The organism is Kocuria sp. WN036 (assembly GCF_002287015.1).
Classification (GTDB): domain Bacteria; phylum Actinomycetota; class Actinomycetes; order Actinomycetales; family Micrococcaceae; genus Kocuria; species Kocuria rosea.
Map to the genome: position 1 here is coordinate 131,318 of NZ_NSKF01000002.1, position 26,996 is coordinate 158,313.

General features: G+C 71.3%; 22 protein-coding genes. 9 read left to right on the forward strand and 13 right to left on the reverse strand.

The annotated features are described in order from the left end of the window. Positions 1 to 53: 53 nt before the first annotated feature. The 7 genes from CK505_RS02040 to dnaA all read right to left on the reverse strand — a co-directional run bounded on the left by CK505_RS02040 (position 54) and on the right by dnaA (position 11,166). On the reverse strand, positions 54 to 668 hold the full coding sequence (locus CK505_RS02040; RefSeq protein ID WP_081615871.1) for a DUF3566 domain-containing protein: 615 nt from the start codon (positions 666 to 668) through the stop codon (positions 54 to 56). After that, entirely contained in the window at positions 665 to 3,370 is a 2,706-nt protein-coding gene (gyrA, locus tag CK505_RS02045) for a DNA gyrase subunit A (protein ID WP_017835077.1), read from the reverse strand. The genes CK505_RS02040 and gyrA overlap by 4 nt, the downstream gene beginning before the upstream one ends. A 90-nt stretch (positions 3,371 to 3,460) precedes the next feature. Continuing rightward, the gene (gene gyrB / locus CK505_RS02050; RefSeq protein WP_017835076.1) at positions 3,461 to 5,548 is read right to left on the reverse strand and encodes a DNA topoisomerase (ATP-hydrolyzing) subunit B; all 2,088 of its coding nucleotides are present in this window, start codon (positions 5,546 to 5,548) and stop codon (positions 3,461 to 3,463) included. Between the two features lie 351 nt (positions 5,549 to 5,899). Continuing rightward, entirely contained in the window at positions 5,900 to 6,565 is a 666-nt protein-coding gene (locus CK505_RS02055) for a DUF721 domain-containing protein (RefSeq protein ID WP_172604895.1), read from the reverse strand. Continuing rightward, positions 6,562 to 7,782, reverse strand: a complete 1,221-nt coding sequence (gene recF, locus CK505_RS02060) for a DNA replication/repair protein RecF (RefSeq protein WP_017835074.1) — start codon at positions 7,780 to 7,782, stop codon at positions 6,562 to 6,564. The genes CK505_RS02055 and recF overlap by 4 nt, the downstream gene beginning before the upstream one ends. 36 nt (positions 7,783 to 7,818) lie before the next feature. After that, positions 7,819 to 8,943 carry a DNA polymerase III subunit beta gene (dnaN, locus tag CK505_RS02065; RefSeq protein WP_035924354.1) on the reverse strand — a complete coding sequence of 375 codons (1,125 nt, stop codon included), beginning with the start codon at positions 8,941 to 8,943 and terminating at the stop codon, positions 7,819 to 7,821. A 630-nt stretch (positions 8,944 to 9,573) separates the two neighbouring features. Beyond that, positions 9,574 to 11,166, reverse strand: a complete 1,593-nt coding sequence (gene dnaA / locus CK505_RS02070; protein ID WP_017835072.1) for a chromosomal replication initiator protein DnaA — start codon at positions 11,164 to 11,166, stop codon at positions 9,574 to 9,576. Between the two features lie 660 nt (positions 11,167 to 11,826). On the opposite strand from dnaA, the gene rpmH reads away from it, so the two are divergent. The 8 genes from rpmH (at position 11,827) to CK505_RS02110 (ending at position 18,448) form a co-directional block, all read left to right on the forward strand. Further along, positions 11,827 to 11,964, forward strand: a complete 138-nt coding sequence (gene rpmH / locus CK505_RS02075; RefSeq protein ID WP_019181680.1) for a 50S ribosomal protein L34 — start codon at positions 11,827 to 11,829, stop codon at positions 11,962 to 11,964. 102 nt (positions 11,965 to 12,066) lie between these two features. After that, the gene (rnpA, locus tag CK505_RS02080) at positions 12,067 to 12,480 is read left to right on the forward strand and encodes a ribonuclease P protein component (RefSeq protein WP_095650041.1); all 414 of its coding nucleotides are present in this window, start codon (positions 12,067 to 12,069) and stop codon (positions 12,478 to 12,480) included. Beyond that, positions 12,477 to 12,917 (forward strand): membrane protein insertion efficiency factor YidD, encoded by a 441-nt coding sequence (yidD, locus tag CK505_RS02085; protein WP_035924359.1) that lies wholly within the window; start codon positions 12,477 to 12,479, stop codon positions 12,915 to 12,917. Before rnpA ends, yidD begins: the two co-directional genes overlap by 4 nt. Continuing rightward, positions 12,914 to 13,900: a membrane protein insertase YidC gene (yidC, locus tag CK505_RS02090; RefSeq protein WP_095650042.1), complete on the forward strand. Its 987-nt coding sequence runs from the start codon at positions 12,914 to 12,916 to the stop codon at positions 13,898 to 13,900. The genes yidD and yidC overlap by 4 nt, the downstream gene beginning before the upstream one ends. A gap of 85 nt (positions 13,901 to 13,985) precedes the next feature. Continuing rightward, positions 13,986 to 14,651, forward strand: a complete 666-nt coding sequence (locus CK505_RS02095; protein WP_095650043.1) for a R3H domain-containing nucleic acid-binding protein — start codon at positions 13,986 to 13,988, stop codon at positions 14,649 to 14,651. Continuing rightward, the gene (gene rsmG / locus CK505_RS02100; protein WP_095650044.1) at positions 14,651 to 15,322 is read left to right on the forward strand and encodes a 16S rRNA (guanine(527)-N(7))-methyltransferase RsmG; all 672 of its coding nucleotides are present in this window, start codon (positions 14,651 to 14,653) and stop codon (positions 15,320 to 15,322) included. The genes CK505_RS02095 and rsmG overlap by 1 nt, the downstream gene beginning before the upstream one ends. 323 nt (positions 15,323 to 15,645) lie before the next feature. Beyond that, positions 15,646 to 16,542: a ParA family protein gene (locus CK505_RS02105; protein ID WP_244915827.1), complete on the forward strand. Its 897-nt coding sequence runs from the start codon at positions 15,646 to 15,648 to the stop codon at positions 16,540 to 16,542. 649 nt (positions 16,543 to 17,191) lie between these two features. Then, a complete protein-coding gene (locus tag CK505_RS02110) occupies positions 17,192 to 18,448 on the forward strand; it encodes a ParB/RepB/Spo0J family partition protein (protein WP_255250872.1) in 1,257 nt (418 codons plus the stop codon). Positions 18,449 to 18,531: 83 nt separating this feature from the next. Here the strand turns inward: CK505_RS02110 and CK505_RS02115 are convergent, their stop codons facing one another. The 6 genes from CK505_RS02115 to CK505_RS02140 form a co-directional block, all read right to left on the reverse strand. Further along, entirely contained in the window at positions 18,532 to 19,740 is a 1,209-nt protein-coding gene (locus tag CK505_RS02115; protein WP_095650047.1) for a peptidoglycan-binding protein, read from the reverse strand. Positions 19,741 to 19,854: 114 nt separating this feature from the next. Further along, positions 19,855 to 20,190: a thioredoxin gene (gene trxA / locus CK505_RS02120; protein ID WP_017835063.1), complete on the reverse strand. Its 336-nt coding sequence runs from the start codon at positions 20,188 to 20,190 to the stop codon at positions 19,855 to 19,857. A 135-nt stretch (positions 20,191 to 20,325) separates the two neighbouring features. Further along, the gene (trxB, locus tag CK505_RS02125) at positions 20,326 to 21,336 is read right to left on the reverse strand and encodes a thioredoxin-disulfide reductase (RefSeq protein ID WP_255250873.1); all 1,011 of its coding nucleotides are present in this window, start codon (positions 21,334 to 21,336) and stop codon (positions 20,326 to 20,328) included. Between the two features lie 154 nt (positions 21,337 to 21,490). Next, positions 21,491 to 22,933 carry a hypothetical protein gene (locus CK505_RS02130; protein WP_095650049.1) on the reverse strand — a complete coding sequence of 481 codons (1,443 nt, stop codon included), beginning with the start codon at positions 22,931 to 22,933 and terminating at the stop codon, positions 21,491 to 21,493. A gap of 233 nt (positions 22,934 to 23,166) precedes the next feature. Further along, complete coding sequence (murJ, locus tag CK505_RS02135) at positions 23,167 to 24,897, reverse strand: murein biosynthesis integral membrane protein MurJ (RefSeq protein ID WP_306413709.1); 1,731 nt, start codon at positions 24,895 to 24,897, stop codon at positions 23,167 to 23,169. Beyond that, a complete protein-coding gene (locus tag CK505_RS02140; protein WP_017835060.1) occupies positions 24,872 to 25,372 on the reverse strand; it encodes an NUDIX domain-containing protein in 501 nt (166 codons plus the stop codon). Before CK505_RS02140 ends, murJ begins: the two co-directional genes overlap by 26 nt. A gap of 124 nt (positions 25,373 to 25,496) precedes the next feature. Between CK505_RS02140 and CK505_RS02145 the strand changes: the two genes are divergently transcribed. Further along, complete coding sequence (locus tag CK505_RS02145) at positions 25,497 to 26,909, forward strand: CCA tRNA nucleotidyltransferase (protein ID WP_095650149.1); 1,413 nt, start codon at positions 25,497 to 25,499, stop codon at positions 26,907 to 26,909. Positions 26,910 to 26,996: the final 87 nt, after the last annotated feature.

Here is a 26,996-nt window from a genome sequence, read left to right on the forward strand (position 1 = left end):
CGACCCGTGCCAAATCGCCCCGGCCGGGCCGGACTCCCCGGAACCGCGCCGGATCAGTCGTCCGTGAGGGTGAGCCCGATCCCGCCCACGAGGGCCGCCGCGATGTTGTACAGCAGGGCGGCGAGCACCGACAGGGCGGTCAGCAGGATGACGTTGACCACGGAGACGATGGTCGCGAAGATCGCGATCTGCCCCAGGGACAGGAAGTCCTTGATGTTCAGGGCCCCGCCCGCGCCGCCCAGCATCCCGAGCAGCTCGTTGATCCCGTCGAACAGGCCCGTGAGGTCCAGGACGATCCACAGCACGACCGCGGCGACCACGGTGATGATCCCCAGCGCGACCGACAGCAGGAACGCGAGCTTGAGCACCGACCAGGTGTCCACCTTCGAGACCACAAGCCGCGCCCGGCGCACCCGCGGCCGCGGGGCCGGGCGGACCAGGCCCTTCGTCGAGCTCGCGGGCCGGGCGCTCTTCGCCGGGCCGGAGCCGGACCGGGCAGCGCTCGACTTCGCGGGACCCGAGCCCGACTTCGCCGGCTTCGGCGCGGTCCGGGCGCTCGTCGAGGGCCTCGCCGTCCCGGACGGCGACCCGTTCCCGGGGCGGGGTGCGGACGCCAGGGGGGAGCGTCCGGACCGGCCGGCGGTGTTGGAGCCGGAACTCGAGCTCATGCGTTACCTCCGTTGTTGTTCGGGTCCAACGCTACTTCATCGTCCGTCGTGTCCCCGGAACCGGGGACCGGACCGAGCTCGTCGGCCTCTCCGTCTGCCTCGCCCGTGTCCAGGACGTCGGCCGTCTCCATCGTCTCGTCGAGCTGGACGTCGACCTCGGCCACGGCCTCGGCGTCGACCTCCTCGGCGATCTCCCGGTCGGCGTTGCGGGCCACCCCGGTGATCGTGTCGCCCTGGGCGGGCTTCGCGAAGATCACGCCCATCGTGTCGCGGCCCTTGGCCGGGACCTCGGAGGCGCCGGTGCGCACGACCTTGCCGGACTCCATGACCACGAGGACCTCGTCCTCCTCGCCCACGATGATCCCGCCGACCAGCCGGCCGCGCTGCTCCGCGAGCTTGGCCACCTTGATGCCGATGCCGCCGCGGCCCTGCACCCGGTACTCCTCCACCTTGGTGCGCTTGGCGTAGCCGCCCTCGGTGACCACGAAGACGTAGGCGTCGTCGGTGACCACGTTGGCGGAGAGCAGCTCGTCGCCGTCCCGGAACTTCATGCCGGTGACCCCGGAGGTCGCCCGCCCCATGGGCCGCAGCACCTCGTCGCTCGCGGTGAAGCGCAGGGACATCCCGTTGCGGGAGACCAGGAGCAGGTCGTCCTGCGCGGACGCCAGCTGGGCCGAGACGAGCTCGTCGTCGTCGCGCAGGTTGATCGCGATCACCCCGGCCGTGCGGTTGGTGTCGTAGTCCATCAGCCGGGACTTCTTGATCAGGCCCCTGCGGGTGGCGAGCACCAGGTACGGGGCGTCGCTGTACGAGCGTAGCTCCATGACCTGGGCGATCCGCTCCCCCGGCTGGAAGGCCATCAGGTTCGCCACGTGCTGGCCCTTGGAGTCCCGGCCCGCCTCCAGCAGCTCGTACGCCTTGGTGCGGTAGACCCGGCCCAGGTTCGTGAAGAACAGGATCCAGTTGTGGGTGGTGGTGACGAAGAAGTGCTCCACGACGTCGTCCCCGCGCAGCTGCGCGCCCTTCACGCCCTTGCCGCCGCGCCGCTGGGAGCGGTACTGGTCGGAGCGCGTGCGCTTGACGTATCCGCCGCGGGTGATGGTCACGACCATCTCCTCCTCGGGGATCAGGTCCTCCATCGACATGTCGCCGTCGTAGCCGTACATGATCTCGGAGCGGCGGTCGTCGCCGTAGCGGCCCACGATCTCGTCGAGCTCCGAGGAGATGATGCCGCGCTGGCGCTCCTCCGAGGCGATGATCTCGGTGTACTCGGCGATGAGCCGCTCGAGCTCCGCGTGCCGGTCCTGGATCTTCTGCCGCTCGAGGGCCGCGAGCCGGCGCAGCTGCATGTTGAGGATGGCCTGCGCCTGGTCCTCGTCGATCTGCAGCAGCTCCATGAGCCCGCTGCGGGCGTCGTCGGCCGTCGGGGAGCGGCGGATGAGCGCGATGACCTCGTCGAGGGCGTCGAGCGCCTTGAGCAGACCCCGCAGGATGTGGGCCTCCGCCTCGGCCTGCCGCAGGCGGTACTCGGTGCGGCGGACGATGACGTCCATCTGGTGGGTGACCCAGTGCCGGATGAACGCGTCGAGGCTCAGTGTGCGGGGCACCCCGTCCACGAGCGCGAGCATGTTGGCGGAGAAGTTGTCCTGCAGCTGCGTGTGCTTGTAGAGGTTGTTGAGCACCACCTTGGCCACCGCGTCGCGCTTGAGCACGATCACCAGCCGCTGCCCGGTGCGCCCGGAGGTCTCGTCCCGGATGTCGGCGATGCCGGTGATGCGGCCGTCCTTGACGAGGTCCGCGATCTTCATCGCGAGGTTGTCCGGGTTCGCCTGGTAGGGCAGCTCGGTGACCACCAGGCAGGTGCGGTTGTGGATCTCCTCGACGCTGACCACGGCGCGCATGGAGATCGAGCCGCGGCCGGTGCGGTAGGCGTCCTCGATGCCCTTGTGCCCGAGGATCTGCGCGCCGGTCGGGAAGTCCGGGCCCTTGATCCGCTGCAGCAGCTCCTCGAGCAGCGTCTCGTTGGAGACGTCCGGGTGCTGGAGGTACCACTGCACGCCGTCCGCGACCTCGCGCAGGTTGTGCGGCGGGATGTTGGTGGCCATGCCCACGGCGATGCCGGACGAGCCGTTGACCAGCAGGTTGGGGAACCGGGACGGCAGCACCGACGGCTCCTGGTTCTTGCCGTCGTAGTTGTCCTGGAAGTCGACGGTCTCCTCGTGGATGTCCCGGACCATCTCCATGGCGATGGGCGCCATCTTGGTCTCGGTGTACCGCGGGGCGGCCGCGCCGTCGTTGCCCGGGGAGCCGAAGTTGCCCTGCCCCAGGGCGAGCGGATAGCGCATCACCCAGCCCTGGATCAGCCGCACGAGGGCGTCGTAGATCGCGGAGTCGCCGTGCGGGTGGTACTGGCCCATGACCTCGCCCACCACGCGGGCGCACTTGTTGAAGGAGCGGTCGGGGCGGTAGCCGCCGTCGTACATCGCGTACAGCACGCGCCGGTGCACCGGCTTGAGCCCGTCCCGGACGTCCGGCAGGGCGCGGCCCACGATGACGGCCATCGCGTAGTCGAGGTAGGACCGCTGCATCTCGGTCTGCAGGTCCACCTGCTCCACGCGGTCGGTCAGCACGGGGGTGTGCTCGAGGTCGCCGGCGAGGCCGGCGTCCTCCGGGGTCGGTCCGTCCTGGGTCTCGTCACTCATGCGGTCTTTCCGTTCTGTCTGCTCGTCCTCGTGGTCCTGCGCAGGTCCCGCCCCCGGTCATTGCATGCCGAGCGGGACATATGTCGCGGATCAGATGTCGAGGAACCGGATGTCCTTGGCGTTCTGCTGGATGAACTCGCGGCGGGACTCGACGTCCTCGCCCATGAGCACGGAGAAGATCTGGTCGGCGGCGGCCGCGTCCTCCATGGTCACCTGCAGCAGGGTGCGGTGGTCGGGGTCCATCGTGGTGTCCCACAGCTCGGTGTAGTCCATCTCGCCGAGGCCCTTGTAGCGCTGGATGCCGTTGTCCTTGGGGATGCGCTGGTTGTTGGCGAGCCCGCGCGCCAGCGCCTCGTCCCGCTCGGCGTCCGTGTAGACGTAGTCGTGCGGGGCGTTGGACCACTTGATCCGGTACAGCGGCGGCTGGGCCAGGTAGACGAAGCCGTGCTCGATCAGCGGGCGCATGAACCGGAACAGCAGCGTCAGCAGCAGCGTGGTGATGTGCTGGCCGTCCACGTCGGCGTCGGCCATCAGCACGATCTTGTGGTACCGCGCCTTCTCGATGTCGAAGTCGTCGCCGATGCCCGCGCCGAACGCGGTGATCATCGACTGCACCTCGGTGTTGGACAGCGCCCGGTCCAGCCGCGCGCGCTCCACGTTGAGGATCTTGCCGCGCAGCGGCAGGATCGCCTGGTGCGCGGGGTCCCGGCCCTGCACCGCCGAGCCGCCCGCGGAGTCACCCTCCACGATGTAGATCTCGGACAGGGAGGGGTCCTTGGAGGAGCAGTCCTTGAGCTTGCCGGGCATCCCGCCCGACTCGAGCAGGCCCTTGCGCCGGGTGGTCTCGCGCGCCTTGCGGGCCGCGAGCCGCGCCTGCGAGGCGTTGATCGCCTTGCGGATGATCTCCCGTGCCGCGGCCGGGTTGCGCTCGAGCCAGTCGCCGAACCGGTTGTTCACCTCGCGCTGGACGAAGGTCTTCGCCTCGGAGTTGCCGAGCTTCGTCTTGGTCTGGCCCTCGAACTGGGGCTCGGCGAGCTTGATCGAGATGACGGCCGTGAGGCCCTCGCGGACGTCGTCGCCGGTGAGGTTCTCGTCCTTGTCCCGGAGCAGCTTGTTCTCCCGGGCGTAGCGGTTCACGAGGGACGTCATCGCCGAGCGGAAGCCCTCCTCGTGGGTGCCGCCCTCGTGGGTGTTGATCGTGTTCGCGTACGTGTGCACGGACTCGGTGTAGGCCGTGGTCCACTGCATGGCGAGCTCGAGGGACATCTTGCGCTCCGTGTCCTCGGACTCGAGCGCGATGACGTCGTCGTGGACGAGGTCGGCCTTCTTGGACGTGTTCAGGAACGTCACGTAGTCCAGCAGGCCGTGGTCGTACTTGTAGACGACCCGGCGGTGGCCGGCGCCGTCCTCGTCCTCGTGGTTGAGCCGGGCGACGTCGGTGCCGCCGTCGCGGCCCTCGACCGGCTCGGCGTCCGCGTGGACGGCGGTGCGGTCCGAGGCGGAGCCGGCGATCTCCTCGCCGGACTCCTCCGGCGCCCGCTCGTCCGTGAGGGTGATCCGCAGGCCCTTGTTGAGGAACGCCATCTGCTGGAAGCGGGCCCGCAGCGTCTCGAAGTCGAAGTCGACGGTCTCGAAGATGTCGGGGTCCGGGTAGAAGACCTGGGTGGTGCCGGTCTCCGAGGTCTCCTCCCCCCGGACCAGCTCGCCCTGGGGCATGCCGCCGTCGGCGAAGACCATCCGCCAGACGTGACCCTGGCGCCGCACCTCGGTCTCGACGCGCCGGGACAGCGCGTTGACCACGGAGATGCCCACGCCGTGCAGCCCGCCCGAGACGGCGTAGCCGCCGCCGCCGAACTTGCCGCCCGCGTGCAGGATCGTCATGACGACCTCGACCGTGGGCCGGCCCTCGGTCGGGTGGATGTCCACGGGGATGCCGCGGCCGTTGTCCACGACCTTGACGCCGCCGTCGGCCTGCAGGGTGATCTCGATGTGGTCGCAGTAGCCCGCCAGGGCCTCGTCGACCGAGTTGTCGACCACCTCGTACACGAGGTGGTGCAGCCCCCGCGGGCCGGTCGAGCCGATGTACATGCCGGGTCGCTTCCGGACGGCCTCGAGACCTTCCAGGACGGTGATGTCACCGGCACCGTACTCGCGCTTCTGCGGATCCTCTGTTGCCACGGGTTCCTGGCTCCTCCTGTTGGGCACACCGGTCCCGCTCCGGACGGCACAAGAGAACGCCGATGAGACGTTCGGGCGGCTCATCGGCTCGTGCGGGGTCGGAACGGGTCGACGACTCCGGGTGCCCGCGCCGCGGGCGAGGTTGTCGCGATCGGCCGTGGGGGCCCGGTCCGTCGATTGCTGTCTGGAACCGATTCTATCGGAAAACCGTGGGCTCGGGGTGCTCACAGGTCCCTCTGAGCGGCCGGGAAAGGGCCTCAGGACCACTTTTCCTCCGCTCCGCCACCCCCAGGACGCCACCGGGGGGCCGCAGCGCGCCACGAGGCCGCTCAGCGGTCCGGACCACCGGCCTCAGCCGTAGGTGTCGCGGGGCCCCCGGCCCTGCACGGAGCGGCGGCCGCGCTTCCAGCTCGGGGCCGTGGGACCGAGGATCTCGATCCGGGTGACGATGCCCTCCCCCAGGTGCTCGTCGAACATGCGCAGCAGCTGCGGGACCATGAGGCGCAGGTTCGCGGCGTAGGCGGTGGAGTCGCACCGGACCCGCACCACGGTCTCGTCGAAGCTCTCCGGCCGGCAGTGCCCGGCGATGCCCGGGCCCACGAGGTCGTCCCAGCGGGCCAGCACCGACCCCACGGCGACCGGCGCCTTCCAGCCGCGCCCGGACACGAGCCCGTCCAGCACCGTGCCGACCCCCCGGGGGTCGCGGGCGGAACGGCCCGCCCCGGAGTACCCGCCGAGCGCCCGCGGGTCGACGTCGTTGCCGCGGCGGCCCAGGCGCTCGGCGGCCGACGCGGTGGCCGCCTCCATGGCGGCGCCGAAGCCCTTGAGGTTGCGCCGGGCGGCCGCCCCGTAGAGCCGCCCGTCCCCGCGCGCCTCCGCCGCGTGGCGCATCCGGGTGAGCAGCGCCGCCGGCGCGTCGATCTCGTCCTCGATCCGCACGACGTTCGCCTCGGGGACAGGGGACTCCTGGGGCTCCCCGGCGGGGAGCGGGTCGTCCTCGCGCCGCGGCCCGGTCACGACGACGACGCCTCCTCCGGCTCCGGACCGGTCCCGGCGGGCGCCTGCTCGTCGTCCCGGACGGCGGTGCCGGGACCCACCCGCACCACGTCGTGCGGACCGGCCACGAGCTCGGCCGGGAGGTCCTCCTCGACCGCGGCGGTCACGAGCACCTGCTCCGCGGAGGCCACGATCGCGGCGAGACGGCTGCGGCGGCGGGCGTCGAGCTCCGCGAACACGTCGTCCAGGACGAGGATCGGCGCGGCGCCCTCCGTGGGGTCGTCCGCCAGGTGGACGTACCAGGAGCCGAGGCGGAGCGCGAGGGCGTAGGACCAGGTCTCGCCGTGGGAGGCGTAGCCCCGGGCCGGCGCCGTCCCGAGCAGCAGCTCGAGCTCGTCGCGGTGCGGGCCCACGAGGGTCAGCCCCCGCTCGAGCTCCCGCTGCTCCGAGGCCTCGCACGCGTCGAGGATCAGCTGGTGCAGGTCCGCGGGCGTGAACCCGCGCAGCCGCTCGGCGTCCCCGGCCGCGCTCTCGGGCAGCACCGAGGACACGTAGCGCAGGGTCGTCTCCTTGGTCCCGTCCGTGAGCTGGCCGTAGGCGGTCGCCACCTGGGGCGCCAGGGCGTCGATGAGCTGCAGGCGCGCGTGCAGGATGCCGGCCCCGGCGCGGGCGAACTGGTCGTTCCACGCCGCCAGGGTCGACCGGTGGGTGTCCGTGAACCGGCCGCTCCGGCGGGCCGACTTCAGCAGCGCGTTGCGCTGCCGGAGCACCTTCTCGTAGTCGGCCAGGGTGCCCGCGAGGACCGGGCGCATGGACTTCGCGAGGTCGTCGAGGAAGCGCCGGCGGTGGGAGGGGTCCCCCTTCACCAGCGCCAGGTCCTCCGGCGAGAACAGGACGGTCCGCACGATGCCGAGCGCGTCCCGGGCCCGCACCGGGGAGGCCCGGTTGATGCGCACCCGGTTGGCGCGGCCGTCGTTGAGCTCGAGCTCCAGGACGGTCTGCTGCCCGCCCCGCCGCACCCGGACGCGGACGATCGCGCGGTCGGCGCCGAAGCGGATCAGCGGGCCGTCGGAGGACACCCGGTGCGAGGACAGGCCCGCCGTGTAGTCGAGGGCCTCGACGATGTTCGTCTTGCCCACGCCGTTCGGCCCGAGGAACACGGTGGTCCCGGGAGCGAGACGTATGTCCAGATGGGCATACGTCCGGTAGTCGAGCAGGGAGAGGTGGTCGACGAACACGCCGGGATCAGCAGCTTCCGGTTCCGGGCCGGCCGGTCACTGGCTGGGGAGCCGCACCGGCATCAGCAGGTACTTGTAGTCGTCCTTGTCCTCGCCCTCGGGCTCGGCCTGGGCGGAGAGCACGGCCGGCTTGGGCGGGGCGGTGAAGGAGAACCGGACGTAGTCGGAGGCGAAGGCGTGCAGGCCCTCCGAGAGGTACGTCGGGTTGAAGGCCACCGTGATGTCGTCACCGGTGAGGTGCGCGTCGAGGACCTCGGAGGCCTGGGCGTCCTCGCCGGTCCCGGCGTCCAGGGCCACCTGCCCCTGGGTGAAGGCCAGGCGCACGGGGGTGTTGCGCTCGGCCACGAGCGAGACGCGCCGGACGGCCTCGACGAGCTCGGTGGTCCGCACCGCCGCGGTGATCGGCGTGTGCTCCGGGAACAGCGACCGGATCTTGGGGTACTCGCCGTCGATGAGCAGGCTCGTGGTGCGGCGGCCGCCGGACTCGAAGCCGACGAGCTCCGCGGAGTCGGACAGGGCGATGTTGATGTCACCGGCCGGGCCGAGGGTCTTGGCGATGTCGTTGAGGGTGCGCGCCTTGATCAGCGCGGCCGTGGAGATGTCCTGGGTGCTGGGCCGCCAGGTGAGCTCGCGCATCGCGAGCCGGTAGCGGTCCGTGGCGAGCAGCGTCATCTTCTCGCCCTCGATCTCCACGCGGACGCCGGTGAGGATGGGCAGGGTGTCGTCCTTGCTCGCGGCGATGTTCACCTGCGCCACGGCGTGGGCGAACTCGTCGCCGGCCACCACGCCGGAGACGTCCGGCAGCGCGGGCAGCTCCGGGTAGTCGCCGACCGGCATGGCCGCGAGGTTGAAGCGCGAGGAGCGGCAGGTCAGGGTGACCTTCCCCTCGTCGGCGTGCACCTCGACCGGGGCGGAGGGCAGGGAGCGGCAGATGTCCGCGAGCAGACGGCCGGAGACGAGGGTGGTGCCCTCCTCCTGGACGTCGGCGCTGATCGACAGCCGCGCGGAGATCTCGTAGTCGAAGCTCGCGATGGACAGCTGACCGCCCTCCGCACGGATGAGCAGACCGGACAGCACGGGGACCGGGGGCCGAGGAGAGAGGGACCGAGCGGTCCAGGTGACGGCCTCGGCGAGAACATCGCGTTCGACGGAGAACTTCACGAGAGGTTGCTGCCTTTCAGTCTGAGCAAGGACGGCGGAGCCACGGTCCCGGACAGGGTCCGGTGCGGGCCGCGCCGCGGGGTGCAGCGGTGCGAACAGGGTCTTCGCCCTCTGCATCGTATCGGTCCGTTTCACAGGACGGCCATTCGGCCGCTCCGTGGCGGCGTCCGGGTGATCCGGGGCCCGGGAGGTCCCGGACGGGGTCGGCGTTCCAGGATTCTTGTTGTTTGGCCAGATGTCTCTTTAAGGATGGGAGTGTTAATAACCGCTGTGGAATCTGTGGATAACTGCCCCTCGGCCAGCACCCGGGCGGTGGCGGCCTGTTGAGTTCCTGTGGTTCGGGGTCCACCGGAACGCGTGCTGCCGGTGGACGAGATCCGCGTGGTTCCGCGGGTTCCACAGCCCTCCACCGAGTTGTACCGAGGTTCTCCACCGGTCGGACGGAGAATTCCACAATTTTATCCACAGGTGTGGGTTCTGTCCTGTGCACAGGCGCTCCACAAGCGCCGACATCCTGTGCAGGAGGGTGCCCCCGGGCCCGGGATCCCGCGGGCGGAGCCTGTGGACGAACTACACGAAAAGGCCCCGGCGGTGCTCCGCCGGGGCCTTCGAGGAGGGGTGGGGCCGGGCTCAGCCCTCGCGCTGCTGCTGCTTGATCCGGTTGGTGAGCTCCGTGACCTGGTTGAAGATCTGCCGGCGCTCGGCCATCAGCGTGCGGATCTTGCGGTCGGCGTGCATCACCGTGGTGTGGTCGCGGCCGCCGAGCTCCTGGCCGATCTTCGGCAGGGACATGTCGGTGAGCTCGCGAAGCAGGTACATCGCGATCTGCCGGGCGGTGACCAGGGTGCGCGTGCGGGACTTGCTCTTGAGCTCCTCGAGGCTGATGTCGAAGTACACCGCGGTCTGGGCCAGGATCGAGGCCGCGGTGATCTCCTGCGCGCCGTCGTCGGTGATGAGGTCCTTGAGCACCAGCTCGGCCAGGGGCAGGTCCACCGACTGCTTGTTCAGGGAGGCGAACGCGGTGACCCGGATCAGGGCGCCCTCGAGCTCGCGGATGTTGGTGGAGATGTGGGAGGCGATGTACTCCAGCACGTCGTCGGGGGCGTCCATGCCCTCGCTCGTGGCCTTCTTGCGCAGGATCGCGATGCGCGTCTCCAGCTCCGGCGGCTGCACGTCGGTGATCAGGCCCCACTCGAAGCGGGACCGCATCCGCTCGGCGAAGCCGGTGAGCTGCTTGGGCGGCATGTCGGAGGTGATCACGATCTGCTTCTCGTGGTTGTGCAGCGCGTTGAAGGTGTGGAAGAACTCCTCCTGCGTGTGCTCCTTGCCCGCCAGGAACTGGATGTCGTCGATCAGCAGCATGTCCACGTTGCGGTAGATCTCCTTGAAGGAGGAGCCCTCGTCGTCGCGGATGGAGTTGATGAAGTCGTTGGTGAACTCCTCCGAGTTCACGTAGCGCACCCGCACCTGGGGGTAGAGACGCTTGGCGTAGTGGCCGATCGCGTGCAGCAGGTGCGTCTTGCCCAGCCCGGACTCCCCGTAGATGAACAGGGGGTTGTAGGCCTTGGCCGGGGTCTCGGCCACCGCGAAGGCCGCGGCGTGGGCGAACCGGTTGGACTGGCCGATCACGAAGGAGTCGAAGACGTACTTGGGGTTCAGCCGCGCGGAGCTGTCCCACTCCCCCACCACGGCGGGAGCGGTGCCGGTGTCCTGGACGGGGCGGCGGGGCGGGGCGGCCTGCGGGTCCCGCGGCGGCGGCAGGGTCCGGTCGGCCCCGCCCATCTCGGAGCGGTGTGCCGGCTCCGGGGGCGGCGCCATGAGCCCGGCGGGCTGCCGGTCGAGGCCGGCCGTCCGCCGGTCGACCTCCACCGCGTCGGCGGTGTCGGCGTGGTCGACCCGTGCGGGCAGGTCGGTGCGGTTGCGCTCCGCCTCGAGCTCGCTGATCGGGGGCAGGGCCGCGGTGGGCGTCGAGGCGCCCGCCTCCGGTGCGGGAGCGGTCTCGAGGTCGGCGTCCACCACGAACGCCACGAGCGTCTCGGGGCTGAAGGCCCGGCCCACGGAGGACCGGAGCACGGACGCCATCTGGTTCTGGAAGAACTCGCGGGTGAGCTCGTTCGGGACCGCGACGAGCAGCGTGGTGCCGATGAGGCCCTGGGGCTGGGCCAGGGAGATGAACCCCCGGTAGCGCCCCGTGGTCATGGGGTCCTCGTACATGTACTGCACGCATTCGGCCCACTGCGCGCTGAGCGCCTGATTGTCCTGCGTGCCCACGCGTACTCCTGCTGTCGTCGAGATGTCATCGAGCTGTCGTCGGGATGACGAGGCGGTGGACGGATCGTCCCGGCCCCTCGCCGGGGATCTTGTCCACAGCGTTGTTCACAACGGTGGAAAAGCTGTCGGGGGCCAGCCGCGAGTGCCAGCCTAGAACATGCGCCGAACGTGTTCATAGCCGTTTTCCGGGGGCTCCGGGAACTACAGACGTGTAGTTCGACCCCCGATCCGCGTGGTTCCGCGGCTCCGGCCGGGCCGGTTTTCCACAGGATGTGATGAAGATCCGTGCACAGCTGTGGGTAGGATGTGAACTGCACAGCGGCACCGGGTCTCCCGGTGCCCGATCCAGCACTCGACCACCGTTCGACCCGGTTCCGCCCCGGCCGCCCCGCTCCCGCGCCGGCGGCACCGGGGCCCGCGGCCACCCGTCGCTGATTTGACCGTCCCCTGCCCGTTGTCTAGGGTGAAGTAGTCTTTTGTGTCCACTGTCATGCCCATCCGCATGCTCGGACGCATCCACCAGCACCGCTGTGACCGTCCCTCTCCGCCGCGCCGAACCCGGTGCGGTGAGCCCGAGGACGGGCGCACACCCTGACGCCTTTGGAGTAACCAGTGAGCAAGCGGACTTTTCAGCCGAATAACCGCCGTCGCGCCAAGAAGCACGGCTTCCGTGCCCGGATGCGCACCCGCGCCGGCCGCGCCATCCTCGCCGCCCGCCGCAGCAAGGGCCGCACCGAGCTCTCCGCCTGAGCCGGTCCGTGTCGGCGCCGGCGCTTCCGACGACCGCCCCGCGACGGGCGCTCGTCGTCGTGCCGGAGCCGCCCGAGCCGCCGACCGTGCAGGAGCGGGACCGTGCTGCCTGAACAGCACCGGATCCGGACCTCGGCCCAGTTCTCGGCCACCACGCGTTCCGGCGCCCGCAACGGGCGCCGGAACGTCGTCGTCTATGTGCGTCCCACCGGCGAAGAGCACCCGGCCCGGTTCGGCTTCGTCGTCTCGAAGGCCGTGGGCAACGCCGTGCGCCGCAACAAGGTGAAGCGACGCCTCCGGGAGCTCGCCCAGACCACGGTCAGGCAGGCCCCGTACGGTTACGACGTCGTGGTGCGCGCGCTGCCGCCCGCCTCCCGCGCGGACTGGACGGAGCTGGCCGCCGACTACGCGAAGGCGTGGCGGACGGCGTCCGCGCGGGCCGGGGCTCCCGGGACCGCCGGGACGACGACCACCGCAGCAGACCGACGACCCGCACGGGAGGAGCCGGAGTCATGAGCGAGCACGCTCACGCGCCCGAGGACCTCCTCGCGGCGGCTCCCCACGAGTTCGTCCGCCCGGCGTCCGCGTGGCAGGTCCTGTGGTTCCTGCCCCAGAACGCACTCATCGCGGGTCTCAAGCTCTACCGGACCATCGTCTCCCCCCTGTACGGGGACGTCTGCCGGTACTTCCCCTCCTGCTCGGCCTACGCCCTCGAGTCCGTCACGGTGCACGGCGCCGTGCGCGGCCTGGGCCTCAGCGTCCGCAGGCTCCTCCGCTGCCACCCCTGGGCGGCGGGTGGGATCGACAGGGTCCCGGACGGGGGCCGGGTCTTCCCCGACTTCGCGTCCCTTCCCCGGATCGTCCTGCTGAACCATCCCACCCTTGCTGAGCGCCACCAGCACCACCCCGCCGGGGCCACCGGTCCCGCGGCCCAAGGAGAGCCTTCCCCATGAACCTGTTCGAAATGATCCTCTTCCCCTTCAGGTGGGTCGTCTCCGCCGTGCTGTGGGTGTTCCACGAGATGCTGACGGCCATCGGGATGGACCCCGCCGCGGGCATCACCTGGGTGCTGTGCATCGTGGGCCTGACCCTGGTCATGCGCACGCTGACCATCCCGCTGTTCCTCAAGCAGATCAAGTCCATGCGCGGCATGCAGGAGCTGCAGCCGGAGATGGCCAAGCTCCAGGCCAAGTACAAGGGCAAGAAGGACCAGCTGTCCCGGCAGGCCATGGCCCAGGAGCAGATGGAGCTGTACAAGAGCCACGGCTCCAACCCGTTCTCCGCCTGCCTGCCCATCCTGGTGCAGATGCCCATCTTCTTCGGGCTGTTCCAGGTCCTCAACGGCGTGCCCGGTTCCGCGGCCGCCGGCGAGGGCGTGCACGTCCTGAACGCAGCCACCGTGCAGTCCTTCAACGAGGCCACGTTCTTCGGCGCCCCGCTGTTCTCCACGCTGCTCAACCCCGGCGACGGCAACCACGTGGCCACGATCCTCCTGGCGATCGTGATGATCGTCGCGATGTCCGCCTCGCAGTTCTTCACCCAGAAGCAGCTGACGGCCAAGAACATGAGCGAGGCCGCGAAGGCCTCCCCCATGTACCGCCAGCAGCAGATGATGCTGTACCTGTTCCCCCTGGTCTTCGCGATCGGCGGCATCAACTTCCCCATCGGCGTCCTCATCTACTGGACCGTCTCCAACGTCTGGTCCATGGGCCAGCAGTGGTGGGTCATCCGCAACAACCCGACCCCGGGCTCGCAGGCCGAGCAGGAGCTCAACGAGCGCCGCGCCGCCAAGGGGCTCCCCCCGCTCGGCAAGACCGTGGAGGAGCACGAGGCCGACATCGAGGAGCAGCGTGCCCGCGCCGCCGCCGGGCAGCGTCAGCAGCCGGTCGGCAAGAAGCGCCAGAGGCAGCAGGCGAAGCGGAAACAGGCGCGATGACCGCGGCCGGCCGACCCGGCTCGACCCCCTCCCCGCACGGGGCCGGCGCGCCCGGCCCCGTGCTTCCACGGCCCCAGGAGACGACATGACCGACATCCGGCAGACCACCCAGGACGCCGACGACGTGCAGCCCCCCGCGCCGCGCGACGACGCCGACCGCGGCGCCGGGGCGGGAGCCCCCGCCGCGGAGACCCCGGCCGCGGAGACCCCGGCCGCGGAGCCCCCGGCCGCGGAGCCCCCGGCCGCGGAGACCGCTGCCGCAGAGACCGCCGCCGTCGATCCGCTCGAGGAGGAGGGCGAGATCGCGGCCGACTACCTCGAGGAGCTGCTGGACACGGCGGACCTCGACGGGGACATCGACATCGAGGTCCGCGACGGTCGCACCTACCTGTCGGTCGTTGCCGACGGGGACGACGTCGAGGGCCTGTCGGCGCTGGTCGGCGAGGACGGCGAGGTCCTGGAGGCCCTCCAGGAGCTCCTGCGCCTCTCCGTGCTGGCCGCCACCGACCGGCGCTCCCGCCTGGTGCTCGACATCGGCGGCTACCGGCTCCGCCGGGCCGGTCAGCTCCAGGACCTGGCCCTGGCGGCCGTGCGAGAGGCACAGGAGACCGGGGAGCGCGTGCACCTCGACCCCCTGTCCGCCTACGAGCGCAAGATCGTGCACGACGTGGTCGCCGAGCAGGGTCTCGTCAGCGAGTCCGAGGGCGAAGGGGCGGCACGGCACATCGTCGTGTCCGTTCCGCAGGGCTGATGGCCGAGGAGCCGCGCCCCTCCCCCGCTCCGCAGGACCCGCCGGTCCCGGACGAGCAGGAGCGGCGCGCCGCCGAGCGGCTGTTCGGCGAGCGGCTGCCGCTGGCGGAGCGCTACGTGGCGCACCTGGCGTCATCCGGCATCGTCCGGGGGCTCATCGGCCCGCGGGAGGTGCCCCGGCTGTGGAGCCGGCACGTGCTCAACTGCGCCGTGGTCGAGGAGCTCATCGCGACCGGCGCCCGCGTGGCCGACGTCGGATCGGGCGCAGGTCTGCCCGGGCTGTGCCTCGCCCTCGCCCGGCCCGACCTGCGGATCACGCTCATCGAGCCGCTGGAGCGGCGCGTGCAGTGGCTGGACGAGGTCGTGGCCGACCTCGGGCTCACGAACGTGCGTGTGCTTCGGGCCCGGGCGGAGCAGGCCCGGGACGAGGTCGGAGAGGTGGACGTGGTCACCGCCCGCGCGGTCTCGGCCCTGGTGGGTCTCGTGGACATCACCCTGCCGCTGCTGCGCGGCACCGGAGAGCTGCTCGCCCTCAAGGGCCGTTCCGCGGCGGACGAGGTGCGCAAGGCGCAGAAGAAGCTGAACCGGCTCGGCGCCCGGTCCACCGAGATCGTCCCGGCCGGGGCGGACCTGCTCGAGGAGCCCACCACGGTGGTGCGGGTCCGGCTCTGAGCACCGCCGCCTGCTCCGCGCGGTGTCGGCGGTAGGCTGGGAGGAGTGTGCCACGGGCGGTGCGCCGAGCTCGGCCACGGGTCGACGGCAACCTGACCTGCGGCGCGGTCCCAGGCACCCCTCCCCCGCGGGAGGCGTGCTCCGACGGAACGAGTTCGAGACGAACCGGGAAGGTGCGCAGTCAGATGCCGATCGACGACGGCGCGGGAAGTCCGCGAGGCTTCGACGCCGAGTTCCCCCCCGATCCGCTTGATCAATCGATCAAGGTTGTTCCTGATCGGGGTACTCGTGTTTCACGTGAAACGGACGGACAGCTGCCCAAGATGACCACAACGATGGCGGAGGACACGCCGCTGGGGAGGAAGCTCGTGGAGGAGACCAGGCGACGCGCCAGGCTGAAAAAGGTCCAGCTGGAGAAGCCCGCCGCAACGCGGATCTTCACGATCAGCAACCAGAAGGGCGGCGTGGGCAAGACGAGCACGTCGGTGAACATCGCGGTGGCCCTCGCCCGACAGGGGCAGAACGTCCTCGTCATCGACAACGATCCCCAGGGCAACGCGTCGACGGCCCTCGGCGTGGAGCACCACTCGGAGGTCGACAGCACCTACGACGTGCTCATCGACGAGATGCCCATCGCCGACGCGGTGAAGCCGTCCGCCGAGGCGGACAACCTGTGGGTCGTCCCGGCCACCATCGATCTGGCCGGCGCGGAGATCGAGCTCGTGTCCATGGTGGCGCGCGAGCACCGGCTCCGCCGGGCGCTCGAGGCGTACGCGAAGCAGCGCGAGGCCGACGGGATGGAGCGGCTCGACTACGTCTTCATCGACTGCCCGCCGAGTCTCGGGCTGCTGACCCTCAACGCGTTCGTCGCGGCCACCGAGGTCCTGATCCCCATCCAGTGCGAGTACTACGCGCTCGAGGGGCTCAGTCAGCTGCTCAAGAACATCGAGATGATCCAGAAGCACCTGAACCCCGAGCTGTCGGTGTCGACGATCCTGCTCACCATGTACGACGGTCGCACCAACCTCGCGTCGCAGGTGGCCGAAGAGGTGCGCAACCACTTCCCCGCCGAGGTCCTGGAGACCATGATCCCCCGCTCGGTGCGCATCTCGGAGGCGCCGAGCTACCAGCAGAGCGTCATCAGCTACGACCCCAGCTCCACGGGGGCGCTGTCCTACCTGGAGGCGGCGGCCGAGATCGCCCAGCGCGCCCAGCGCTGACGGAGCGGCCCCGGGCCATTCCCCGGCCACTCCCCCGCCCGACGCCCGTCTCCTTCTGGAGGCGGGCGTCCTGCTGTTCCCGCCAGCGCCGCGCACGAGACGCACCGTTCCACGTGAAACGGCTCGTCGGAACGCGCGGCTCGGCTAGAATTGTCCGGATTGCCGGGCGAGGGAGAGGAACACCGTGAGCGAACGACGACGTGGACTGGGCCGAGGGCTGGGGGCACTCATTCCGAGTGCACCGGCTGCCGAGGTCCCGGTGAAGGAGGAACAGGGCGCGGACGTCGGCCCGGCTCCGGTGCCGTCGACGAACGCGGAGAACACGTCCCGGAAGGACGCGGCCCGCACGGATGTTTCACGTGGAACGACGTCCGCCGAAGCCACACCCGCACGTGGTGAGAACTCGATCGACCAGCAGGAAGCGGCAACCGGGACCCCGACGCAGCGGCCCTCAGCCGGCGGAGAGCCAGCCACGAGGACCCGGACCACGTCGAAGGCTGCCTCCGGTGCTGTCGGTGAGACCGCAGACGCAGATGACGTCCCCGAGCAGCCCAGGTCCGCCGAGCCGGCGAAGCGATCGGCTGCCGGCGGGCGGAGCAGGACTGTCAGCCCTGCGGCACGGCAGAAGGCCATGAAAGCGCGGATGGACATGGGCGAGGCCCTGCGCAACACGACACTCGTCAGCCGGCCCTCCGACATGTTCTTCCTACCATCGGCCGGTGCCCCTGACGCCGAGCCGGCGGCTGACGCGGGGGAGACTTCGTCGACGACGACGGATCCCGGTCCGGGGAACCGGGCCGGCGTTTCACGTGAAACATCGAGTCCGAAGAAGACCCGCCCGTCCGCGGAGGACGCCGAGGCCCCGCTGAAGGGACCTCACGATGGGACGACCGCACCGGAGCAGCAGCGTCTCGATGTGGCCGTGACCGGTGCCGCCGCCGCGGGCGACGCGCCGGAGGCAACAAACGATTCCGGCGCGGGAGAGGTGACCGAGGCGACCGACGTGACGGACCGTCCCGCTCCCGGTGCGTCCGCGGGCGATGTTTCACGTGAAACGGACGCGGAGGTCGAGGAGCTGGCGGCGGTGCCCGGTGCCACGTTCGCCGAGATCCCGGTCGCGGCCATCCACCCCAACCGCAAGCAGCCCCGTCAGGTGTTCGACGAGGAGGAGCTCGCAGAGCTCGCGTACTCGATCGGCGAGCTCGGTGTGCTGCAGCCCATCGTGGTGCGACCCACCCGCGAGGACGGGGAGCAGGCGTACGAACTGGTCATGGGCGAGCGGCGGTGGCGCGCCACCCAGCGCGCCGGGCTGCCGACCATCCCGGCGATCGTCCGCGAGACGGCGGACGACGACCTGCTCCGAGACGCCCTGCTCGAGAACCTGCACCGCAGCCAGCTCAATCCGCTCGAGGAGGCCGCGGCCTACCAGCAGCTGCTGGAGGAGTTCGGTGCCACGCAGGAAGAACTGTCCCGGCGCATCGGACGCTCCCGCCCCCAGATCAGCAACACGATCCGTCTGCTCCGCCTGCCGCCGCTCGTCCAGCGACGCGTGGCCGCCGGCGTGCTGTCCTCGGGGCACGCCCGCGCCCTGCTGTCCCTGGCCGACCCCGCGCAGATGGAACGACTCGCGCAGCGGATCGTGGCGGAGGGCCTCTCGGTCCGGGCCACTGAGGAGGCCGTACAGCTGACGGAGACGGGGGAGCGCAAGCCGCAACGGGCGGCCGCCCCGGCCGGGCGCAACAAGGAGCGGCTCGACTACATCGCGGAGGCGTTCTCCGACCGCCTGGACACCAGCGTGCGGATCGCACTGGGGGCCCGCAAGGGCAAGATGACCATCGAGTTCGCCTCGGTGGAGGACCTCAACCGCATCATCGAGGTGCTGGACCCCGGGATGGATCGCACCTAGACGACCGATCGCACGGAAGAGCCCCGGTGTTTCACGTGAAACACCGGGGCTCTTCCGTGCACCGGGTCAGCTCGGCGGGCGGTTCAGCGTCCGTTGTACTCGGTGACGTCGTCGACGCTCATGGTGCCCGTGGGCACGTCGTCCTCCGCGAGCAGGAACATGCGCTGCAGACCGAAGACGACGGCCTCGGCCAGGTGGTTCCGGTGCTCGGGATCGGCGAGGGCGGCCCGGTCGGCAGGGCTGGACAGGTAGCCGAGGTCGAGCCAGATGGTCGGCGCGTCCTGGGAGCGCAACAGGTCCCACTGCCGGGCGTGGGTGCCGAGGTCGAGCGCCCCGGTCCGGGCGACCATCTCCTTGAGCACGAGCACCGCGGCCCGTTCGCCGATGGGGGAGTAGATCTCGGAGCGGTCCTGCTCGCCCCAGTAGTAGGAGGCGACACCGCCGGCGGCGGGGGAGGCGTTCCAGTCGCAGTGCAGGGTGACCACCACGGAGTCCGTCCGGCTCCCGGCGACGGCCTCCCGGGTGGAGTCTGCGGTCCGCACGGGCACGCCGCGGCGGTCGTGGAGCTTCCGCCCGGGCGAGACCACCGAGGGGTCGGCACCGATCTCGTGCAGCAGCTCGGAGGCGCGGACGGCGACGTCCCGGGTCACCTCGTCGGCGCGGTCGCGGAAGTCCGGCGCCGCCGAGGCCGGCGGCTGCTGACCCGCTGCCCCGGACGGGACCAGCACCACGGAGCGGCCGCGCAGGGCCGAGGTGGCCCGTTCCAGGCGGTGGTACTCGCGCAGCGAGAAGGCCTTGGAGGACGTGATGTTCTTGTTGATCCGGGCGAGCGCGGCGATGGTCTCGCGGTCCACCACTCCGGTGGCCCCGAGACCCAGACTCTGCTGGAGCTCCATGACCGCGTGGTGCGTGCTGCTGCCGAACACCCCGTTCAGGTGTCCGTAGTAGAAACCCAACCGCGAGAGGTTGTGCTGCAGCATGCTGACGTCGTCGCCCCGGAGCGGGTGGTCGTCGTCGGCGTAGAGCGGGCGGTCACCGAGGGCGTACTGCGCCTCGTTGAGGCACCGGTCCGTCTCCGGGCCCACCAGACCGTCCACGATGAGCCCGCGCTCCTGCTGGAAGGCGCGCACGGCGGCGTCGACGTGGTCGTCGAAGTAGGAGGGGTTGTTGACGTCCTGCGGGGCGAGGTAGGCCACGGTGACGCCGGCCCGGAGCAGCCGCTCCCGCAGGCTGACCACCCGGCGGCTCGTCATGGTCCGGCGCAGCATCGGTTCGGTGTCGTCGTTGTTCACGGGTGTCCCACGGGTCGGAGGGGTCGGCGTGGCGCCAGGACAGCGGCTCGTCCGCCCCTCCCCGACGGGGGAGGGGCGGACGAGCCCGGGGTGTCGCGGATGTCGGGGGTCCGCTCAGTTCCCGGGAACGAGGTAGTCGGCGAACTCCTTCTCGAGGGCGCTCTTCGGCTTCGCACCGATGGCCTTCTTGACCACCTCGCCGCCGGAGAAGAGGTAGATGGCGGGGATGGACGTGATGCCGTACTGGGACGCCACGGCGGGGTTCTCGTCCACGTTCAGCTTCACGACCTCGACGGCGTCGGCGTGCTCGGCGGCGATCGCGTCGAGGACCGGGCCGACCATGCGGCAGGGGCCGCACCACTCGGCCCAGAAGTCCACGATGACGGGCTTGTCCGATTCGAGGACCTCGGTGCGGAAGTCGGCGTCGGTGACGTTCTTGGCGGCGCTCATGTTTCTCCTTGTCCGGGTGCCGGGCGCGCGGTCGGCGTGCCCGGACCGCTCTGGGTGACGTGGTGCGGAAGGCGGATCTGGTTCGATTATGGCCCATGCCGGTCCGGGCGCCGGCGGCGCCCGGACCGGGACGGCTCAGCTGTGCAGGACCGAGCGGTCGTGCAGGGCGGCGAGGTAGTGCTCGGTGTCGACGGCGGCGACGCATCCGGAGCCCGCCGCCGTGATGGCCTGGCGGTAGGTGGCGTCCACGACGTCGCCCGCCGCGAAGACCCCGGCGAGGCTCGTGGTGGAGCTGCGGCCGTCCACGGCGATGGTGCCGTCCACGGTGAGCTCGAGCTGGTCCTTGACCAGGGCGGTGCGGGGATCGGAGCCGATGGCGACGAACAGCCCCGTCACGGGCAGCTCCGAGGTCTGGTGGGACTCCGTGTCACGGACGGTGACGGAGCGGACCTTGTCCTCGCCGTTGATGCCCACGACCTCGGCGTTCCACAGGACCTCGATCTTGGGGTCGTCGAAGGCGCGCTGCTGCATGATCTCGGAGGCGCGGAAGCGGTCCCGCCGGTGGATGATCGTGACCTTGGAGGCGAAGCGGGAGAGGAACGTGGCCTCCTCGAGGGCGGAGTCGCCGCCGCCGACCACCGCGATGTGCTGCTCCTTGAAGAAGAAGCCGTCGCAGGTGGCGCACCAGCTCACCCCGTGGCCGGAGAGCCGCTTCTCGTCCGGCAGGCCGAGCTCCCGGTACGCGGAGCCGGTCGCGAGGATCACGGCGTGGGCGCGGTGCACGGAGCCGTCCTCGAGGGTCACGGTCTTCACCTCGCCCTCGAGCTCGAGGGCGACGACGTCCTCGTAGCGGATGTCGGCGCCGAAGCGCTCCGCCTGCTGCTGCATGTTGGACATCAGCTCCGGGCCCTGGATCCCGTCGATGAACCCGGGGTAGTTCTCCACCTCGGTCGTGTTCATCAGCTCACCGCCCGCGGTCACGGACCCGGCGAAGACGATGGGGTGGAGGTTGGCGCGCGCCGCGTAGACGGCCGCGGTGTACCCGGCGGGGCCGGATCCCACGATGATCACCTCGTGGACGGTCTCGTCGTCCGCGCCGGCCTTCGGCTCGCCGGTCGAGGGGACGAGGTTGAGGGCGTTGATCACGGGACCGAAGTCGGGGCTCACTGTTCTGCAGACCTTCCGTACAGGGAGCGGCCGGGCACGCCGACCGCAGGGACCACTGGCACAACGGGGCGCGCGCGGCGGATATTCCGGTGCCGGACCCGCCCCGGCGGGCCCGGCGGGGGGAGCGGGGCCCTCAGTCGAGCTGGATCTCGCCGATCCGCAGGCCGTGGTTGAACCCGGCGATGGGGTTCGTCAGCTGCGGCAGCTGCGTCCAGTTCACGATCACGTACTGCTGGTCCTCGTCCTGGGCGGCCGCGGCGAGCGGAACCGTGATCTCCGGGCCCGTGAAGGAGCCGGAGGCCACCTGGTCGGCGCCGTCCAGGCTCGGGGTGTCGTTGACGTACACGTCGAACATCCCGCCCGAGCCGGCCGACTGGCTGAGCCTGAGCGTCTCCACGGGCGCGGGCTCCTCGAGCTGCACGGCGAGGCCGACGCTCGGCGTCCGGTTGCCGAAGTTCGGGTCGGAGAACCCGTAGCTGATCCAGTAGGTGGACGGGTTGCCGTCGACGATCTGGCCCAGCTGCGCGTCCTGGTCGGCCATGAAGCCCGGGTCGGTCGGCACCACCCGGGTGACGGCGCGGGGCTCCGGCTCGGCGGCCGGGGCCTCCGGCTCGGGGCTGGGCTGCACCTGCTCCGCCCCGGCCTGCTCCTCGGCCGGCGCGCTCACGGCGGGCTCAGGGCTGTCCGAGCCGGCGAAGAGTCCGCCCAGCCGGTCGAAGCTGAACACCACGGCACCGATCAGCAGGGCCAGGAGCAGGAGCAGGAGCAGCAGCAGGCCCCGGCCGCCCTTCTGCGGCCGGTCCGCGGTCGCCTCCCGGCGCGGCGGCGCGGCCGCGGCCGCCTCCTCCGGCCCGTGGGGCGTGTCCGGGTGCCCGTCGTCGTAGTCGTCGTAGCTGTCGTAGCGGTTGTCGCCGTCGTAGCCCGGGTCGATGTCCGTCCCGGCCGTGCGGACGGCCGAGGCCGCCGTGCCGCTCGCCGCCGCGCGGTCGAAGAGGGTCGAGCGGGTCGAGGTGGCGCTGACCCGCACCGGCCGGCCGAGACGGGTGCGCACCGAGGGGGCGGGCGCGGCGTCGTCGTACGAGTCGTCGTCCCGCCACCGGGTGACCTTGGGCTGGGGGGCCGCGCCGCCGAGGTCGTCGGAGGCCTCGGTCGCGACCACGGGGGTCGGGCTGGTGGGGTCCGGCTCGTCGTACACGTAGGACCCGGGGCCGCTGCCGCGCGGGGCGCCGAAGATGTCGTCGCTGAGGGACTCGTCCTCGACGTCGTCCGGCTCCACGAGCAGGGAGTCCAGCATGTCCGCGGCCGGGGTGTGCGAGGTCACGAGGTAGGTGTGCGCCTCCGCCTGGCCCAGGTCCAGGATCTGGAAGGGGGCGCCGATGCTGCCGTTGGCCATGGAGCGGGCGTTCTCCACGAGCAGGGACGTGTGCCGCTCCGCGGGCAGCAGGATCGACACGCGGCGGCCGAGGATCTGGTCCTGTCCCTCGAGCACGCGGTCGCCCTCGGCGGTGGCCAGCACGTCGGTGACGACCTTGTAGCGGCCGCCGAGGACGGAACCGAGCTTCATCGGTGCGGGCACGTTGGCTCCCTGGGGGTCGGGAATCCGCGGCGGGGGCCGGAATTCGCGGGCGGGGGTGGCCGGCGGGGCAGAAGGGGTGTTCCTGACCCACGTCACCGACCACTCAGCACTTTACCGGTCCCGGCCTCCCGCGGCCGAGAGCCTCGTCACACGGCCGGTCCGGGCGCTCGCTCCGGGCGCCCGGTCGGTCCGCCCGGTCCGCCCGGTCCGCCCGGTCGGGGCGGTCGGGGCGGTCAGCGGCCGAGGCGCGCGAGGAGCGGGCGCACGAGGCTGTCGAGCTCCCGGACGCGGCAGAGCTTGAGGGCGCCCAGGTAGGCGATCCCCATGACGGTCCCGCCCGCGGCGACGGTCGCGATCGCCGTCAGCTGGTTGGTCCAGGGGAAGCCGGCGGGGTCGTATCCGCCGAGCAGGAACAGGGCCACGGCGCCCACCGCGCCGGCGAGCAGGGACGCCACGAGGATCCGGGCGTGGGAGTCCACGATCCGGGCCACGTCGTAGTCCCCGATCCGGCGGACCAGGACCACGTGGTAGATCAGCGCGCTCAGGACGTTCTGGGCCGCGTAGCACGCGGCGACCGCGAAGACGATGAGGTCCGGCGGGACGAACGACCAGATCAGCAGCGCCGAGACCACGGTGAAGAGGGCGACGCCGACCTGCACGAGGAACGGGGTGCGGGCGTCCTCCTGCGCGTAGAACGCCCGGCCGAGCATGAAGGACACCGACATGAAGGGCGCGCCGATCGCGATCACCGTGATCACCTGGCCGACCACGGCCCCCGCGGAGGGGACGCCGCCGCTGAAGAGCATGCCGAGGGGGCCGGCGAAGACCACCAGGGCGACGGTGGCGAAGACCGTCGCCACCCCGGTGATGCGCAGGCTCGAGGACAGGGACGCGACCATCCCGGCCCGGTCCCCGTCCGTCGAGGCGGCGGCCATCCGGTTGAACAGCACCGTGGCGATGGACAGCCCGATCACCCCGTGCGGGAGGGAGTACAGCATCGAGGCCTGGTTGAGGGCCGCCACGCCCGCGATCTGCTGCGGCGGGTCCATCGCGAGGTACTCCGGGCGGTAGCCGGTGGGGATCGCCGCGACCTTGGTCAGGGTCAGGAACGCCAGGTTGGCGAGGACCCCGGTGGCGAGGGTCCAGCCCGCGAGCCGCGCCGCGGTGGAGAGGCCGATGCCGCGCCAGCCGAACTTCGGGCGCAGCCCCAGCCCGAGCCGGCGCAGCGGCCAGAACAGCACGAGGGCCTGGGCCGCGACGCCCACCGTGGCCATGGCCGCCAGCCAGAAGGTCTTGGCCGGGGACCAGTTCTCGAGGGTGTGCACCGTCTCGGCGTACGCCCCGAACTGCTGGACGAACACGAGCAGCGCGGCGATGGCCACCACGTTGTTGACCACCGGCGCCCACATGTACCAGCCGAAGGCGCCGCGGGCGTTCAGGACCTGCCCCACCACGGTGTAGAGGCCGTAGAAGAAGATCTGCGGGAACGTGAACAGCGCGAACGTCAGCCCGAGCGAGAGCTGCTCCTCGGTCCAGTCGGTGCCCATGGTCCGGATGATGGGTCCCGCCAGCAGCACCACGACCGCCGTCACCCCCAGCAGGGCGAGCACGGCGAGGGTGAGCAGGCGGGCGATGTAGTCGGCCCCGCCGTCGTCGGCGGTCCTGGAGGCCTTGATGATCTGCGGCACCAGGACGGCGTTGAAGATGCCGCCCGCCACGAGGACGTAGATCAGGTTCGGCAGCGTGTTCGCGAGCTCGAAGACGTCGGAGACGGTCGTGATGGAGCCGATCGCCACCGTGATGAGGACCGTCTTGACGAACCCCAGCGCGCGGGAGACGAGCGTGCCCGAGGCCATGATGGCGCTGGAGGCCGCGCCCGAGCGGCGGGCCGGGGCCGCCGGGGTGCCCTTCCCGGCCGGCCCGGAGGGCTCCGCGGTCTCAGAGCTGGTGGATGATGTATTCACGGGCGATGTCGGCGATGCGCCGTTCGTTGGGGAAGGACAGCTTCCGGCCGAGGTCGTCGATGTTCACCCAGGCGACGTCCACGGCCTCGTGGTCGGGGTCGTTGTCCGTGGTGAGGTGACCGCCCGTGGCGCGCAGCAGGAAGTGGTGCACCGTCTTGTGCACGCGGTGCCCGGAGACCGTGAACCAGTAGTCGATGCTGCCCAGCGGGCTCAGCACCTCACCGGCGATGCCGGTCTCCTCCTCGATCTCGCGGATCGCGGCTTCCTCGTTGGACTCCTCGCCCTCGGGGTGGCCCTTGGGCAGGCACCACTCGAGGCGCCCGCCGCGGTTGATCCGGGCGATGATGGCCACCGGGTGGGAGGGCGCGCCGAGGTCGACGACGATCCCGCCGGCGGAGACTTCCTCGACCGTGGGCAGCGCAGCGGCCGGCGCGGTCGGCCGCTTCTTCGGTGCGCTGGGTACGGGGAAAGCCATGTCTCCTACCTTGCCACAATCGCCCGGGCTCCCGCCGGAGCGGGGGAGGGGCTCCGGCGGTCGGTTCCGGCGGGGCCGCGGCGGCCGGGTCCGCGCCCCGGGGTCTGGAACAATGGGCGGCACCATGACGCAGCTCCCCGACGCCCACGCGATCCACCCCGCCGCCCTCGACCTGGGGCGGCGGTTCTCCGCCGCCGGCCACGAGCTCTCCCTCGTGGGCGGGCCCGTGCGGGACCTCTTCCTCGGCCGGCCCTCCCTGGACCTGGACTTCACCACCGACGCGACTCCCGAGGAGACGCTCGCCGTGGTCACGGGGTGGGCGGACGCGGTGTGGGAGATCGGCCGCGCCTTCGGGACCATCGGGATGCGCCGCGGCGACGTCCAGCTGGAGGTGACCACCTACCGGGCCGAGGCCTACGACGCGGACTCCCGCAAGCCGCAGGTGGCCTTCGGCGACTCCCTCGAGGACGACCTGTTCCGCCGCGACTTCACCATCAACGCCATGGCGCTGCGGCTGCCCGGCCTGGAGCTCGTGGACCCGCACGGCGGGATCAAGGACCTGCACGCCCGGGCGCTGCGCACCCCGGGCGCCCCGGAGGACTCCTTCTCGGACGATCCCCTGCGCATGATGCGCGCCGCCCGCTTCGCGTCCCAGCTCGACGTCGAGGTGGCGCCCGAGGTGCGCGCGGCCATGGCCGGCATGGCGGAGCGCATCGCGATCGTCTCGGCCGAGCGCGTGCGCGAGGAGCTCGTCAAGCTGGTCTGCGGGCGCCGGCCCCGCCGCGGCATCGACCTCCTGGTGAGCACGGGGCTCGCCGAGGTCGTGCTGCCCGAGGTGCCCGCGCTCCAGCTCGAGACGGACGAGCACCACCGGCACAAGGACGTCTACCAGCACTCCCTGACCGTCATGGAGCAGGCCGCGGCCCTGGAGTCCGGTCCGGACGGCCCCGTGCCCGGGCCCGACTTCGCGCTGCGCTTCGCCGCGCTCATGCACGACGTCGGCAAGCCCGCGACCCGGCGCTTCGAGGAGTCCGGTGCCGTGAGCTTCCGCCACCACGAGGTGGTGGGCGCGAAGCTCACGGCCAAGCGGATGCGGGCCCTGCGCTTCGACAACGACACGATCAGGACGGTGGGCCGGCTGGTCGAGCTGCACATGCGCTTCTACGGCTACGGGGACGCCGAGTGGACCGACTCCGCCGTGCGCCGCTACGTCCGGGACGCCGGGGAGTGCCTGGAGCGGCTGCACCGGCTCACGCGGGCGGACGTGACCTCCCGGAACCGGCGGAAGGTGGCACGGCTCGCCGCCGCCTACGACGACCTCGAGGCGCGGATCGAGGAGCTCTCCGCGCGCGAGGAGCTCGACGCCGTGCGGCCGGAGCTGGACGGCGAGCGGATCATGGCGGTGCTCGGCATCCCGCCGGGGCCGGCGGTGGGCCGGGCCTACAAGTTCCTGCTGGACCTGCGCCTGGACGAGGGGGAGCTGGGGCCGGAGGAGGCCGAGCGGCGGCTGCGGGCCTGGGCCGCGGACACCCTGTGAGCCCCCGGTCCGGCGCCGCCGGGAACGCCCTCTGCTGCCCCCGGAGTGCATATATCGGTGAAGGCATATCTTCCGACCTCACCGCGG